We start from the raw sequence: 14,794 nt of genomic DNA, 5'->3' as shown, positions 1-14,794 counted from the left end.
CGGACCCAACCACCGGTTCGACCATCGGCGTGGCAGATGCCGTGGCGGGCGAGGCCGTATCGGTGTTGCTCTCGGGTCAGAGATGTTCTGCCAACCGCACTCCAACGATCCATTCCAACTTTCACTGAGCCAACGGTGGATACACCGCACCTGAGCCGACGCCAACAGCGCGGCCGAGGTCGAAGCCGTAGTAGCTGTCATGTCGCGCGGCGAGCATTCCACCGGCCATTCTGTGGCGAGCGCATTCCCACCGAGCGCGGAACGGATCCCAGATGAACACTCTCGGCCTCCCTCGGCGTCGGTAGGGCAAGGGCCTATGCGGCCCTTCACATCCAGAATTCGGGGGTAGGGCGATGCCGACGGCTACACCCGCGTTCGCTCAGCTCGAGCGAGGCACGATGTTCGAAGCAGTCGGAGAGTCCGGCCACACCAGCTCTCGGGCATTCGCTGCGCTCCGACCGCTGAATATTGCGACCGCCCAGGTCGACAGCCGCGGCTGGCAAGCGTGCGACACCATCCGCCCCCGGCTCGGCCGACTCCACCGCTGACTCGGCACAGCTGGCAATCCGGGAGTGACCATTCGGTAACTTTCTCGCAGCGCGTGTTGCGTGAAAGGAGTGAACCCGTGTCTTCGACCATCGACCCTGCGGCCACTGCCTGGCTGCTCGTCAGCACGGCCCTGGTCCTATTGATGACCCCAGGGCTGGCCATCTTCTACGGCGGGATGGTGCGCACTACCGGCGTACTCAACATGCTGATGATGAGTTTCGTCACAATTCCGCTCGTCACAGTGGCCTGGCTTCTCGTCGGCTACACGATCGCATTCGGTGACGACGCAGGCGGCGGCCTGATCGGCGACCTGAGTCACTTCGCCATGAGGGGCATCGACCCCGACTCGGTACACGGCTCGGTCCCCGAAATGTTGTTCGCCACGTTTCAGTTGACCTTCGCCATCCTGACCGCAGCGCTGATCAGCGGCGCCATTGCGGATCGGGCCAAGTTCGTCGCGTGGATGACCTTCGTGCCCCTGTGGGTCCTGGCGGTGTATGCGCCGATCGCCCACTGGGTCTGGGGCCCGGAAGGCTGGCTGGCCTCGTTCGGCGCACTGGACTACGCCGGCGGCTTGGTCGTCGAGATCGCCTCCGGCGCCTCGGCATTGGCTCTCGCGATCGTTCTGGGGCCACGTATCGGGTTCAAGATCGACGCTATGCGGCCGCACAATCTGCCCTTCGTGCTACTCGGTGCTGGCCTGCTCTGGTTCGGCTGGTTCGGATTCAACGCCGGTTCGGCTCTGGCCGCGGATGGCATTGCCGCGGCGGTCTTCTCGAACACATTGGTCGCTGGCTGCCTGGGCATGCTCGGCTGGCTAGCAGTGGAGCAGATCCGCGATGGCAGGCCCACGACGTTCGGTGCGGCCTCCGGTGTCGTGGCCGGGCTGGTCGCCATCACCCCATCCTGCGGATCGATCGACACCCTCGGTGCCCTTCTGGTCGGGTTGGCGGCCGGCGTGGTCTGTGCATTTGCGGTCGGCTGGAAGTTCAAGGCAGGCTACGACGATTCACTCGACGTGGTGGGCGTGCATTTCGTCGGCGGGGTCGTCGGCACCGTCTCGATCGGCCTGCTGGCCACCGAGGTGATGACAGGTGGCGTCGAAGGGCTGTTGTTCGGCGGAGGGTTCGCTCAACTCGGTAAGCAAGTGGTCGCCGTCCTCGTGGTCGCCGCGTATGCGTTCGGGATCTCGTTTGCGCTCGGCAAGGGTATCGACAAGATCATCGGCTTCCGCGTGAGCAAAGAAGACGAGGCGGCGGGAATCGACTTCGCGCTCCATGCGGAAACGGCCTACGCCGAGGGGGTACACGGACACGCGCCACGCCGGCACGGTGAAACTCATCTGGCTCGCGAGCTCGCACACGAACGGACGACCTGATCGGCCGGCCCGACCAGGCGAGTCCCCGGCCGGATGCTTCGTGATCTACATCATATTTGCTACGCGCGGGTAGTGAGATTGCCGCGTAGGCTCCAGGCCATGCCACCAACGGCGACACCCGGGAGTGCGACGACAACGGCCAGGGATGAGACAACGGCCAGGGATGGATACAGGGCCATGAACGCCTACACCGTGCGCCCTGATCGGTTCGACCGATCGGGGCGAGATCAGCTCGTCGATGTCCGCGACCTGCAGGCAGCGCTACCCGGCATCCGTCGATTGCGCAGCTGGGCGCGTGAGGCGCTCGCGCTACGTTCGGGCGAGCAGGCCGCGGAAGTCGGCTCGGGTACCGGCGCCGAAGTCCTCGCTCTCGCCGAGGCGGTCGGTCCAACCGGCAGTGCGGTCGGCATCGAGCCCGACCCGCATCTCCTCGCCACGGCGCAGCGGCGCGCTGTCGAAGCCGGCTCCACAGCCACGTTTCACTCCGGCGACGCATACGGCATGCCGTTCGGCCCGGACAGCTTCGACGCGGTGCTGTGCGAGCGGGTCTTCCAGCACCTGACCGCGCCCGCCCGCGCTGCTACCGAAATCGCACGCGTGCTACGGCCCGGCGGACGCGCAGTGGTGACCGACAGCGACTGGGGCACCGCAATCGTGCACCCCGGTGACCGTCGAGTGGCGCGCGAAGTGATCGATACGCTGGTGTCGGCGACCACGAACCCGCTGTCCGGACGGCGCATCCCCGGCCTGCTCAGCGAAGCCGGCCTCGTCGTCGACGATGTCGGCTCGCAAGCGTTGGTACAGGACCGCAGCGTCGGCGCCGGCTCACTGGTCAGCAGAATCTCGGCCATGGCAGTAGCGCGCGGAACGATCAGCCCGGCACAGCGCGAGCAGCTGCTCGCCGACCTCGAGGCCGGCGCGACCAGCGGAGACATTCACCTCTCGGTCACTGTGTTCGCTGTCCTCGCACACAAACCTCGGTGATCGGCCAGCGATCGTGCCGACCGGGCCGCGCACTTCACGACGCCGCGGCCTGTGGGCGGATCATCGCCCACAGCGACGCATACCGCGGCAAACCCTAGGTGCCGAGCAACTTCTCGGTGGCCGCGAGCAACACACACGTCGCTACGCCGTCCATCGCCTTTTCCAGCTCGGAAAGCGTGGGAAAGCTCGGCGCGATCCGAATATTCTTGTCCTCCGGATCTTTCCGGTATGGAAAGGCCGAACCTGCCGCCGTCAGTGCGATGCCTGCGTCCTTTGCCAGCGCGATCACCCGGGCAGCGGTGCCCTCCAAGACATCCAAGCTGATGAAGTAGCCGCCCTTGGGCTCGGTCCACGAGGCTATTTTGGACGGACCGAGACGGTCCTCCAATACCTTCCGCACCAAGGCGAACTTGGGCTCCAGGATGGCGCGATGCTTCTGCATATGTGCCCGGACTCCCTCGGCATTGCCGAAGAAGCGCAGGTGACGCAGCTGGTTGAGCTTGTCCGGTCCGATGCTCTTTCGTGCCACATGGCGCAGGTACCAGTCCAGATTTTCGGTCGAAGCGCCGAAGAAACTCACGCCGGCGCCAGCGAAAGTGATCTTCGATGTCGAGGCGAAGACCAACGGACGGTTCGGATTACCGGCCGCGGCGGCCCAACCGAGAACGTCGAGTACCGGGGCAGCGGTGTCGGTCAATGGATGCACCGCGTAGGCGTTGTCCCAGAACAATCGGAAGTCGGGAGCTGCGGCAGGCATCGAGACCAATTCGCGGACAACGTCTTCGGAATAGACGATGCCCGTGGGATTGGAGTAGTTGGGTACCGCCCAGAGGCCCTTGATCTGGGGGTCATCGGCCAGCAGTGCTGCGATGGCATGAGTATCGGGGCCATTGTGGCGCATCGGAATCGAGATCATCTCGAAGCCGAGCGCCTCGGTGATCGTGAAGTGCCGGTCGTAGCCGGGGGTAGGACACAGGAACTTCGGGGTGTCCTCGGCGACCCAGCGACGCTCGGAGTCGCTGGCGCCGTACACCATCGCGTACATGATCACGTCATGCATCAGCTCCAGGCTGGCGTTGTTGCCTGCGAGCAGGTTGTCGACCGGGATGTCGAGCAGCTCACCGAAGATGGCTCGTAGTTCCGGGAGCCCACGAAGGCCACCGTAATTACGACAGTCGGTACCGGCGCTGTCGCGGAAGTCCCCTTCGCCGGGTAGTCCGAGTAACGGGGCGGACAAATCGAGTTGTTCCGGAGAAGGCTTTCCTCGGGTCAGGTCCAGCGTCAGCTTCTCGGCTCCGAGCTTCGCGTAGTTCGCGGATTGGGTCTCGTGCTCGCGCGCGAGCTCCTCGTGGCTCATCAAACCGATCTGCGTTTGCCGGGGCATCCTGGGCAGCCTTTCAAGCAGCGAAGGGACGTTGAGGTGGCCGGACCGTTGCACGACGGTGGCCGAACATCGGTCCATGCAGATGCGTACGCATCCGCGGACGGCACTCACGTTACCCGTGTGCGGCCCCGAATTGGAGGCTCTCTCCGACGGTGAAGAACCAGATCTACGCGAGCCCTCTGAAGGGGACCCCGCGCACCCGGCAGAGCCCGTTGACCCTTGCTGCCTTCCGGCCCTGGGGGGGTTCACAGGATGCGCGCCGCGCGGGATCCGCCAGCTAGTGTAGCGGCTCCGCCCCAGCTTCATTCGCCGGGTCCGTCATGGTCTGTACGGACACTTTCACCTCGCCTCCGGTCCCTGTTTGGCAACCGAAGGGGGGCTACCGGTATGCTGCTGCACGGAGGATTCGCCTAGTGGCCTATGGCGCTCGCCTGGAACGCGGGTTGGGTTAACGCCCTCAGGGGTTCAAATCCCCTATCCTCCGCTGAACCGGCCGAGGTCGGGGGCGGTTTTCACCGCACCCGGCCTGGGCCGTCGACAACAGTGGTCAACAAAACGGACATCTGAGCCGTCGCATGGCGGGCCGGGGTCAGGTGCCGTAGGGGCGTTCGTTCCTCGCCGTATACAGCGCGCCGCCCCACCAGGCCAGCTGGTCGAGCATCGTTTTGGCAGCGGTATTGCACCCCTTCGGCTCTCGCGGCAGCCCGTTGTCGTCGAACCGGTCCCATGCACCGTGGAAGCTCACGGTGTCGCGGATGCTCATGGCGTGCACTTCACTCAGGACCACCCTCAGGTGCTCCACCGCCCGCAGCCCTCCGGAGACTCCGCCGTAGGAGACGAAGGCGAACGGCTTTGCCTGCCACTCCTTCAGGTACCAGTCGATGGCGTTCTTCACGGAGGCCGGGTAGCTGTGGTTGTACTCGGGCGTCACCAGGACGAAGCCGTCGGCGGCGGCGAGGCGCGGTGCGAGCGTCCGGACTGCCTCCAGCTCCTCCTCGTCGCCGAAGTCCGGTAGGTTGACCTCGGCCAGGTCGATGACATCGATCTCCATGTCGCCGCGCTGTCGAGCCTGCCCGACGAACCAGTCGGCGACCACTGGTCCGAACCGGCCCTTACGGGTACTACCGACCAGCACAGCGATCTTCAGTGGGTACGCCGGCATAGTGCATCCTTTCGTTCATGAGGGGATCTCCGTTCCTCCACCACCCGCCGGGCTCATACACGACGATCCTTGGCGTGATGGCGAACAGGTTTCGGTGCCCAATACTGTCCGACTTATACATAGGTTCAAGTCAAGTAACGTGGTGACATGAGCGACACGACCACCATCCGGGGGCTGACGGTCGGCGACTTGGCCCAGCGCAGCGGCGTCCCGGCCTCAGCGCTGCGTTTCTACGAACGCCAGGGTCTCATCCAGAGCCGGCGCACATCCGGCAACCAGCGCCGTTACAGCCGCGACGCCCTGCGCCGTATCGCGTTCATCAAAGCCTCCCAGCGGGTTGGCATCCCGCTGTCCATGATTGCGGACGTACTGGCCCTGCTGCCCGATGGACGCACCCCCACCAAGGACGACTGGCGTCGGGTCAGCGACTGCTGGCGGGCGGATCTGGACGCCCGGATGAAGCTGCTGGCGCATCTCCGCGACGAGCTGACGGACTGCATCGGCTGCGGTTGCCTATCCCTGGAGCGGTGTGCGCTGGCGAATCCAGATGACGCTCTCGGCAGCGAGGGTCCGGGCGCGCGCCGGCTACGTTGATGCGGTCACGACCGAGCTCTTCCAGCCCGGTCTCGGGTCCGACGAACTCCAGGCCGTGGCGGATGTCTTCGAGAGCAACAACTGGGACACGGCTCTCGCATCAGGGGTTCGAGGAAGAGTTCGCCGCGCATCTGGGCGTCCCGGCGTCCCGGCGTCCCGGCGTCCCACCTGATGTTCATCAACTCGGCGCCAAGGACGCGGGGCATGTTCCATGGCCGAAGCACGGCCCGGTGGGCTTCTGATGCCATGGCGGTCCACCTCCTGAGCTGCCCACGGCCGCCCCTGCCTCGACAGGCCACGACTTGACTTGAACACGACTTCAACTTCTAGGTTCGCTGGCAGTGGTCGGCGGTGCCGTACATCGACCACAAATCCCCTGACGTCGATGGAAGGTGCACTATGGCGGCTCGAGAGTCGAAGCGGGCGGGGCGGCGAGAGTGGTGGGGTCTCGCTACCCTGGCCCTGCCGACGATGTTGGTGGCGATGGACCTCACGGTGCTCCACCTGGCGGTGCCGGCGCTCAGTGAAGCGCTCGAGCCGAGCAGTTCGGAACTGCTCTGGATCACTGACATCTACGGCTTCCTCATCGCCGGCTTTCTGATCACGATGGGGTCGCTCGGCGACCGGATCGGCCGACGTCGGCTGTTGTTGATCGGTGCATTCGGGTTCGGCGTCGCGTCGTTGCTGGCGTCGTTCTCCACCACACCGGAGATGCTTATTCTCACCCGGGCGCTGCTCGGCGTCGCCGGGGCCACGCTGATGCCCTCGACGCTGGCGTTGATCCGCAGCATGTTTCAGAGCCCGGCGCAGCGCGGGATGGCGATCGGTGTCTGGATGACCAGCTTTGTCACCGGGACCGCGATCGGACCGCTGATCGGTGGGGTTCTCCTCGAATCCTACTGGTGGGGTTCGGTGTTCCTCCTCGGCGTGCCGGTGATGGTGCTATTGCTGATCATTGGCCCGATGCTGCTCCCGGAGGTGGCGGATCCCGTCGCCGGTCGCCCGGACCTGCTCAGCGCTCTTCTCTCGCTGGTCACCATTCTGGCCGTAGTGTTCGGGTTCAAGCAGTTCGCCGAGGGGTCCAGCGATCCGCTGCCATGGGCGTGCATGGCCCTGGGCGCCGGTCTCGGCTGGATCTTCTTTCGCCGGCAAAAGTTTTTGCAGGACCCCCTGCTCGACCTGGCGTTGTTCACCCGCCGTACATTCGGGGTGGCCGTCGCTATGCAGACCCTGGCGGTCTTTGCGATGGCGGGCGTGCAGTTCTTCGCGGGCCAGTACCTTCAGCTCGTCCTCGGCATGTCCCCGCTGCGAGCCGGACTCTGGTCCCTGCCATGGACGCTCATGGGCATCACCGGGTCGATGCTGGCGCCGCTTGCCGTCCGCCGCATCTCACGGTCGGCAGTGATGGCGGGCGGCCTGGCGCTCGGCGCCGCGGGGTTCGGTGCTCTGGCAGGAATCGACTCGACCGCAGGGCTCACCGTGCTGGTGGTCGGCATGGTCATCGCATCCCTCGGCATCTCCGGCGCAATGGCCCTGAGCACAGACCTGGCCGTCGGGTCGGCTCCCGAAGAACGCGCCGGGTCGGCGGCGGCCATCTCCGAGACCGGAAGCGAGCTCGGCCTCGCCCTGGGCATCGCGGTACTGGGCAGCATCGGGGCAGTCGTCTATCGCCAGGAACTGGCCGGGACCGCGCCCGTCGCAACCCCGCCCGAGTCGTTGGAACTCGCCACGGAGACGTTGGGCGGGGCGGTCAACGTGGCGGCCGAGCTGCCCGGCGGGGTTCGAGACACTCTGCTCGCCTCTGCTCATGAGGCGTTCACCACAGGGATGGCGGTGACATCGGCGATCAGCAGCGCGGTGCTGATCGCCCTGGCGATCGCCGTCAGCATCCTGCTGCGCGGGGCGCATCGAGACAACGACCGAGCACCCCAGCGTGCCGGCGCCGACCACGAGCCGGCACCACCCGCGACAACGTTCCCGCCCGAGACGACACCTTAGGAGCTCGAGTTCGTCATGCGTGTACTGATCGGCACCCTCCCCGCCGCGGCGCACTTCTATCCGGTCGTGCACTGGCCTGAGCTCTCTCGGTCGCGAGCCACGATGTCTGCGTCACAACGCATCCGGACATGAACGAGAAGCACGTCGACTCACACGAAACTCAACGACCATCGACCGGGTTCAGCTTGTGGTGCCCCCGCCATCACCGGCGGAACCAGCTATCGATGACTCGACCAATTGCCCTAATTGCCACAACGGAAGGCATGGATTTGTGGGAATGACGTCGGAACCTGCCGCGATGCCTCGCTCCTCGAGGAGGGTGCCCTGCCGGTCACTCCATGTGCCGACAGTCGGAGGCCACTTCGATGGGTCACCGTGGACGACTGGCGATCAACGTTTCGACTCCCAGCGGCTCGGTCGCCACACCGGAGGGGTACCGGCGCAGCCAGCTGTGCGCGCAGGTCGGCGGCAAACGCCACGCAGCGTTCCTCGGAACCGAACTGGCCTGGATTGGAATACGAGAAAGAGAATTGCAGGCCGACGATCGCCTCGACCTCACGTTGGAAGGTCCATTCCCAACGAAGGACATCGACGTCATGGAACGGCAACCGGGCCAGCACCGCGTAGTGGGACTCCGAGGATCGGCGGTAGGTGCCGGAACCGGCGCGGCGACCTGGACCGAGGTACTCGGCTCGGACGGACGAAACCACGTCGTTCCACGGCGCGACCGCGGCGTGGTCGCACAGTTCCGCGTGACGACCACCACCGCACCGAGCATGTCGGCGTCGGGGTCGATCGCAAAGACCTTCGACACCGCCGGGGTCGCCGCGATCAGTCGGTAACACCTGCGGAGTTGGCCAGGGATCGCAGTGACTGCGACACTCGGCGCTGCTGGTCGGCTGTGGCACGTACGGTTGCCTTGACGGTGCCCGACGCTCGGAAATGCTCTGGAGCGGCCACCCGCGATTCCAAAAGCGCCTCGATAGCCGAGTCCGGGTCTCCAGCGAGAAGGTGCGCGCGTGCGGTATCCACCCAGAAGTAGGTGAGACGCTCGGCTGCGAGATCAGCTGGGAGCCGAGTGTTTCGAGAGATTTCCAGCGCGGTGCCTGCCTCGCCGAGTTCGACTTCGGCGGCGATTCGGTGCAGCTTCACGTTTGCCGGTCCGACCACGGTGTCGAGTACCACCATGTCCGGGATGTTCGCCGCGAGCCGTTCGGCTTCGGCCAAGTGATCACGAGAAACATCGGATCGGCCGAGTGTGGCGGATATCGTACCGGCGCGCATATGGAGGGTCGACAGTACTGCGGCAGCAGTCCGATCCGCGTCGGCGAGCGGGGCAAGGTCAGCGACTGTCCGGTCGATAAGCTTCATCGCCTGCCGTCCGGCGCCGATGCGAGCGAGGGTCGCGGCTTTCAGATAGTGAACCGATGCCACACGAAGCGGATCACCGGATTTTCCTGCTGCCCACAGCATCCTTTCGGTCGCGGTCATGCTGAGATCGGAATACCCGAACTTGTGCGCCAGCGAGTTTGCAGCACGGTAGGCATCGGTGAGCAGTGCGTAGGCGGGCTTGCCGTGCTCTTGTCCCGCTATGAGTAGTTGGTCTACCAGACCGGGAAGCACTTCGCCGATCTTGCGGTACCGGGCGCCGCGCCGCCATACACCGACCCGGGCGACCATGGGGGCGAGGTCGGTCAAGGCCGTCGGCTCCAAGTCGTCGTCCATGAGGTCGACTGCGGCGAGTGTGCGCCGGATTATCGGCAGTACATCCAAGGTCTGCACGTCCTCGGTGTCCTCGGCGTACAGTTTGGAAGCGTCTATACCGAGCGCATCGGCGATACGTCCGACCCAGAAAGTCGATGGGCTGGAATGGCCCGACTCGACTTGTCGGAGGGTGGAATGCCCGACATGGGCTGCCGCGGCGAGCTGCTGGGCAGTCAATCCCTTGATCTTGCGGTAGCGGGCTATGCGGGCGCCGACCGAGTCGTCCTTCTTCACCCCAGAACGGTAGCATCGAATTTTCGAACATTATTCGAACATTCCAGTGTTCCACCAGGTTTAACGTCGATGTTGCATCCGACGCTGTTTCCGCCTCAGGTGCCCACCACATCCATGCACATACACCCTGGGGGTCGCCCATGCCCGCACCAGAAACCCATTCGCCGCACGAGGTGCCAGAGAGGTCGTTTACACCCGAGGCAACGAAGACCGGTCCGATTCCGCGCGCGAACTTCGATGCCGCCTGGTGGAATGCGCATCCGCTCGGCATAGATGCTTTGCGCCACAGGTTCGGCGAAGATCCGGAGCTCATCAACGGCCAGGTCTGACGACCATCCGTATTCCGGCGTTGGGCGGCCCTCACCCCCAGCTCCGGGTGGACTCCTCATCCATGCAGCAGGAGGAACGCGACATGGAAATTGTTCTCTCCCTGTTTCTTACCGCTCTCACGCTGGTTGCGGTCATAGCTGCGTCTCCGGGCACCACCCGCAGGCATCGCCACGAGCTCAGTGTCTCCGAAATCCAGACCCGGATCACTGCTGAACGTCGCCGGGCAAGAGTCGAGGTCGGGGGTTGCTGTGACCGATGAAGACCGCGCACGCATCGACCTCGACGATGCACTACTCGACCGATCGGTACTGCCGTACGCGTGGCCGCACGAGCGTCCCGACCGGCCGCCAACCGTGGAGGGTGCGCATTGCGCCATGCAGCGACATGTCTCGTGTCCGATCGATATCTGTGCCCGTAAGCGGGCCGCGCACGATGTGTTGGTCGAGGCCGGTCACATCGTGCCGGACCCGCGCAACTCGAAGAACCTCCCGTGACCACCACGACTGGTGACGGCCACGACGACGGGGTGGTGGTGGTGGCCTGGCTGCAACGCGACGATGGCTCGTGGTGGGCGGTCGACGGGTTCGGGACCGCTTGGCCAGTAAAGGCATCTACACCCACACTCGCTGAGCTCGACGCCCATGTGCAGGCCGCACTCGGCACGATAGGCGACCCGATCGACGTGGCCCCGCTATCGGTCGTCGACACAGTCGCCGCAGAGGCCTGGCGAAGCGAAACCAGAGGAGGCGAAACCGTTCTCTGATCGACAAGTCAATCGCCGAATACGCGGCCCGGTCAGCGCGCGTGAAAGGTCCCTGGCATGTGTTGGGGTCTTGCCGTGCCTTCACCCGAGGTGGCTATACGTCCAAAGCGCTGTGGATTCCAGGACGTGCGCTGTGAGTTCGGCCGATGGGTCGTGCGACTGATGGACAGGGCCGATGCCCGGCGCCGCACGGTAGGGGCGCCCTTCTCGTCTTATACCTGGACAGGGTGCACGTACCGATCATCCCCGCAGCTGGGCGTGTGCGCCGCTGTACCCAACGCGCCATGCCCTGAGGCACTAGATCTCCCATTCCCGCTGGAAGTCCGGGTGGTCACTCCATGGCGCCGCGAGGCAGCGCAACATGCGATCGTTCGGGTTGCCGCGGGCGCACACCTCGGCCAGGGCGAGCATGTAACGGCGGGCGTACGCGGCGCGCAGAATGCGGGCCGGGTCGTGTCGTGCGACGTGGTGGCCCGCGGCGTGGGTGTTGTCGTCGCCGACTTCGGCGACGAGGCCGGGGACCGCCGTGCGGATTGCCCGGGAGTTCTGGTCGTAGGACCAGTCGCGGTGGTCGGGGTCGATCGCCTGCGCGGCGTTCTCGTCTTCTTCGAGCCGGGCAACGATGAAGTCGGCAATGTTCATGCCCGTTTGGACGTATCGGGTGGCCCGCTCGTTCCGCCGAACGGGGAATCCATCGCAGCTGCGACAGTAGAAGCTATTCGCCTGTGAGTCACTATTCGTCGAGTGCCTCTCGAAGGGTGTGCCGCCTCCGCCGGCGATGCGATGATCTCCCGGTGACTCAGTGGCTTCCACTCCTCGGTTCCTTCGTCGTTGGCGTTGTGGCATTGATCGGCATACTGATCAACAACCGAACGAATCGCGCCGCGGTCGACGCAGCGGACGAGCGGAATCGCGTAACTCTCGATGCTGCACGGCACACCACGGAGTTGGCCTTAGCGGCGACACAGCGCCACGAGCACGAGCAGTGGCGCCGCGAGTCCGTGCTCGCCGCGGTGTCTGCCGTGTTGGCGATCTCCGGCACAGTCCGACAGCAGTTGTTGCACTGTGAGCGATGGCATGCCGACGAGGTGGACCACATTGCCGAAGAGATACGCCGAACCATCACACGATCACAAGACTCGATCAGCAGCCTGCGGGTCGTATCCCACCGCAAGATTCCCAACCGGTGCGAGGACCTGATGCGCACACTCACCGCGGCGCTGAACATCACGGTGCAGCGACGGGGGATCGAACTCGACGGTGAGGCAACGGTGGAAGAGATCACCGATATTCAGGCTCTGTGGGCCAGGGCGATCGAGAACACCGTCGAGGAAGAACGCACGGTGGTCACCGCGGCCCGAGCCGAATTGGATATCAAGATCACCCAGGAACTTCAACGCTCCACGGCCCAACCGGCCCCGTCGCACGCCACGGCCGTCACATAGGCCGAACGGCGCCCACGTCACATGCCTGCCGAGGTGAGAGCTTCGATGGTGTCGGCAATCGCATCGCGCAGGTGCTGCGCGTATTCATCGAGGTCGGGAACGACCGCCTGGTCGGCATGCAGCGACACGACGATGGTATCGCCGAGGCCGTGTACGCCGTGGGTGAGGTGCATGACCGCGCCGAGCGCGGGGAAACCACTGGAGAACCGGACAGAGCCGCCGCCGAAAGCAAGGTCGGCGCGGCCGCGGTCGACACTGGAGACGACGGTATGGCCCGCAATCGAGTCGGGAACACTATCGATCGGATAGCGTTCGACGTCACGGCGCAGGATGACAGCGGGGATGGCCGCTGTGACGCGATCCTCCATCGACAGTAGGGGGTGGCGCGCGCGGGAGCGGCGAGCGGCGAGTTCTGCGGCGATCTTCCCGGCTCGTCGTCGCAGATCTGGTTCCGCGACGAACAAATCGATACTCAGGCTTCGATAGTTGTTGCGTGGACCGGTCCCACGCGTGGTGGGCGGTTCGGGCAAGGCCATGGGCACTTGGGCGCCGAGGCGCTCGACCGGCTCACCCCGGCCGGCCGTATAGCGCGACAGCGCCGATGACACTGCGGTCAGGAGCACCACTGTGACGGTACGGTCGGGCACCCGCAACTGTTCGGCTTCGAATACCAGCATCCGCACCTCTCGTCGCGAGATGCGTTTCTCTACTTGTCTATTGACACAAGAGGGCACAAAACCGGGTCCAGCGGGGGGCACCCGGCCCGACTCGGTCAGCGACATCAGCCGCTGGCGCGCCCGAAAAGCTCGATACCCGCGCGCCACGGTCGACACCAGCCGAATCGGCATACCCAGCAGTCCCGTCACCGAGCCGATCAGGACCCCATTGGATGCCACTCCGGCCCGCGCCGGCGGTGGCGTCGTCGCACTGTCGGTCGATTCGGTGGAGAACAAGGCACGCCCGATCTGCGAGGCTCGCTGCCCATCGGCCAATGCATGCGACAGTTGGAGCACCGCAACGACGGCGGCCCCACTTCCTGGTCCCGGTGCGTCGACGATTCCGCGGAACACGTGCACACGCCAGGGGCGCACGGTGGCGTCGACGCCGCTACCGAGCAGTCCACCCAGCGCATCCAGCACCCGCAACCACGTGGGTTCGGCCAACCGATGTTCCAGGAATTGCTCGGCAATGAATTCGCATGGGCGCCATTGCGGATAGTCGAGGTCCCAGGGCAACTCACGAAGCCGGACCCTTAGGTCGGCGATACCGGCGCTGCGCTGCGCAACCATGGCACGCAGTTCCTCGGTCGGGCGGCCGAGGTCGGTGAAGCAGTACAACACGAACACGTCGTTACGGATGCGTTTGGACAACCAATACAGGGTGGCGTCCTGCGCTGCCATCACGCTCACAATCAGCACGATACCGAGCCTGCTGTGTATCGGACATATTGGACAGGCGTGTTCTCGAGCGTAGGCGCGCCGAACAGCCCATCGCGTCCACAATCCACCGCTGCTACAGTCTGTAGTAGTTGCAAGGCATACCACTCTCACGAGAGCGGAATATCGACCATGGTGGACCTGGCCCCGAAAATCGCTGCGCAAGCCGACGAGGCGGATGAGCGGTATCGTGCCGCTGCGTTCGTGAATCGGTCGATCAACAAGGTGTTTCCGACGCATTGGTCGTTCCTGCTGGGCGAGATCGCGTTGTACAGCTTTGTGATCTTGTTGTTGTCGGGTGTGTATCTGACGTTGTTCTTCGATCCGTCGATGAGTGAGGTCGTCTACGACGGGGCATACCAACCGTTGCGTGGCGTGACGATGTCACGGGCGTACGAGACGACGTTGAACATTTCCTTCGAGGTGCGTGGCGGGCTGTTCGTGCGTCAGGTGCATCACTGGGCGGCGTTGCTGTTCGCGGCGTCGATCATCGTGCACTTGCTGCGGATCTTCTTCACCGGCGCCTTCCGCAAACCACGGGAAGCGAACTGGGTGATCGGTTCGCTGTTGCTGATCTTGGCGATGTTCGAGGGATTCTTCGGCTATTCGCTGCCCGACGACCTGCTGTCGGGCACCGGCCTGCGGGCCGCGTTCTCCGGCATCACGATCGGCATCCCGATCATCGGTACATGGATGCATTGGTTGATGTTCGGTGGTGATTTCCCCGGCGAGATCATCATCCCCCGGTTGTATGTCGCGCATGTGCTGCTGTT

Annotated in this window: 15 protein-coding genes, 1 tRNA gene and 1 other RNA gene; 11 read left to right on the top strand and 6 right to left on the bottom strand. The window is 64.8% G+C overall.

The features are described 5' to 3' along the window. Positions 1–625 precede the first annotated feature (625 nt). Complete coding sequence (locus K940_RS28320) at positions 626–1,927, top strand: ammonium transporter (RefSeq protein WP_051407198.1); 1,302 nt, start codon at positions 626–628, stop codon at positions 1,925–1,927. A gap of 177 nt (positions 1,928–2,104) precedes the next feature. Beyond that, entirely contained in the window at positions 2,105–2,911 is an 807-nt protein-coding gene (locus tag K940_RS0114105; protein WP_028478080.1) for a methyltransferase domain-containing protein, read from the top strand. Between the two features lie 94 nt (positions 2,912–3,005). Here the strand turns inward: K940_RS0114105 and K940_RS0114100 are convergent, their stop codons facing one another. Together K940_RS0114100 and ffs are read right to left on the bottom strand one after the other, a co-directional pair. Continuing rightward, a complete protein-coding gene (locus K940_RS0114100; protein WP_028478079.1) occupies positions 3,006–4,295 on the bottom strand; it encodes an aminotransferase class I/II-fold pyridoxal phosphate-dependent enzyme in 1,290 nt (429 codons plus the stop codon). Positions 4,296–4,475: 180 nt separating this feature from the next. Beyond that, positions 4,476–4,570, bottom strand: an RNA gene (gene ffs / locus K940_RS31635) — signal recognition particle sRNA small type. A gap of 124 nt (positions 4,571–4,694) precedes the next feature. Between ffs and K940_RS0114095 the strand changes: the two genes are divergently transcribed. Continuing rightward, positions 4,695–4,779, top strand: a tRNA-Ser gene (locus tag K940_RS0114095). Between the two features lie 105 nt (positions 4,780–4,884). Here the strand turns inward: K940_RS0114095 and K940_RS0114090 are convergent. Continuing rightward, a complete protein-coding gene (locus K940_RS0114090) occupies positions 4,885–5,457 on the bottom strand; it encodes an NADPH-dependent FMN reductase (protein WP_028478078.1) in 573 nt (190 codons plus the stop codon). A 147-nt stretch (positions 5,458–5,604) separates the two neighbouring features. Here K940_RS0114090 and soxR point away from each other — a divergent pair, with 147 nt between their 5' ends. The 3 genes from soxR (at position 5,605) to K940_RS0114075 (ending at position 8,891) form a co-directional block, all read left to right on the top strand. Further along, positions 5,605–6,051, top strand: coding sequence for a redox-sensitive transcriptional activator SoxR (gene soxR / locus K940_RS0114085; protein ID WP_028478077.1), 447 nt, complete (start codon positions 5,605–5,607; stop codon positions 6,049–6,051). A gap of 399 nt (positions 6,052–6,450) precedes the next feature. Further along, positions 6,451–8,049, top strand: a complete 1,599-nt coding sequence (locus K940_RS0114080; protein WP_028478076.1) for an MFS transporter — start codon at positions 6,451–6,453, stop codon at positions 8,047–8,049. Between the two features lie 365 nt (positions 8,050–8,414). Beyond that, positions 8,415–8,891: a hypothetical protein gene (locus K940_RS0114075; RefSeq protein WP_028478075.1), complete on the top strand. Its 477-nt coding sequence runs from the start codon at positions 8,415–8,417 to the stop codon at positions 8,889–8,891. Here the strand turns inward: K940_RS0114075 and K940_RS0114070 are convergent. Beyond that, positions 8,881–10,047: a helix-turn-helix domain-containing protein gene (locus K940_RS0114070; RefSeq protein ID WP_028478074.1), complete on the bottom strand. Its 1,167-nt coding sequence runs from the start codon at positions 10,045–10,047 to the stop codon at positions 8,881–8,883. The genes K940_RS0114075 and K940_RS0114070 overlap by 11 nt on opposite strands. Before the next feature lie 140 nt (positions 10,048–10,187). On the opposite strand from K940_RS0114070, the gene K940_RS0114065 reads away from it, so the two are divergent. From K940_RS0114065 to K940_RS0114055, 3 genes are all read left to right on the top strand, one after another. Continuing rightward, complete coding sequence (locus K940_RS0114065; protein ID WP_028478073.1) at positions 10,188–10,376, top strand: hypothetical protein; 189 nt, start codon at positions 10,188–10,190, stop codon at positions 10,374–10,376. A 249-nt stretch (positions 10,377–10,625) separates the two neighbouring features. Next, complete coding sequence (locus K940_RS28315) at positions 10,626–10,871, top strand: hypothetical protein (protein WP_036528619.1); 246 nt, start codon at positions 10,626–10,628, stop codon at positions 10,869–10,871. Next, complete coding sequence (locus tag K940_RS0114055; protein ID WP_028478072.1) at positions 10,868–11,140, top strand: hypothetical protein; 273 nt, start codon at positions 10,868–10,870, stop codon at positions 11,138–11,140. Before K940_RS28315 ends, K940_RS0114055 begins: the two co-directional genes overlap by 4 nt. 297 nt (positions 11,141–11,437) lie before the next feature. On the opposite strand, the gene K940_RS0114050 is transcribed toward K940_RS0114055, so the two are convergent. Then, on the bottom strand, positions 11,438–11,782 hold the full coding sequence (locus K940_RS0114050; RefSeq protein ID WP_028478071.1) for a DUF6221 family protein: 345 nt from the start codon (positions 11,780–11,782) through the stop codon (positions 11,438–11,440). 152 nt (positions 11,783–11,934) lie between these two features. Between K940_RS0114050 and K940_RS0114045 the strand changes: the two genes are divergently transcribed. Further along, complete coding sequence (locus K940_RS0114045; RefSeq protein WP_155980870.1) at positions 11,935–12,585, top strand: hypothetical protein; 651 nt, start codon at positions 11,935–11,937, stop codon at positions 12,583–12,585. Positions 12,586–12,602: 17 nt separating this feature from the next. On the opposite strand, the gene K940_RS0114040 is transcribed toward K940_RS0114045, so the two are convergent. After that, positions 12,603–13,985, bottom strand: a complete 1,383-nt coding sequence (locus K940_RS0114040; protein WP_036528636.1) for a wax ester/triacylglycerol synthase domain-containing protein — start codon at positions 13,983–13,985, stop codon at positions 12,603–12,605. A gap of 168 nt (positions 13,986–14,153) precedes the next feature. On the opposite strand from K940_RS0114040, the gene K940_RS0114035 reads away from it, so the two are divergent. Next, positions 14,154–14,794: cytochrome b N-terminal domain-containing protein (locus K940_RS0114035; RefSeq protein WP_028478068.1), on the top strand; the 641-nt coding region annotated here is incomplete at its 3' end.

The sequence above is a fragment of the Nocardia sp. CNY236 genome, assembly GCF_000482385.1.
Classification (GTDB): Bacteria; Actinomycetota; Actinomycetes; order Mycobacteriales; family Mycobacteriaceae; genus Nocardia.
Note: the sequence above shows the minus strand (reverse complement) of the source record. Positions and strands in the feature narration are given on the sequence as shown.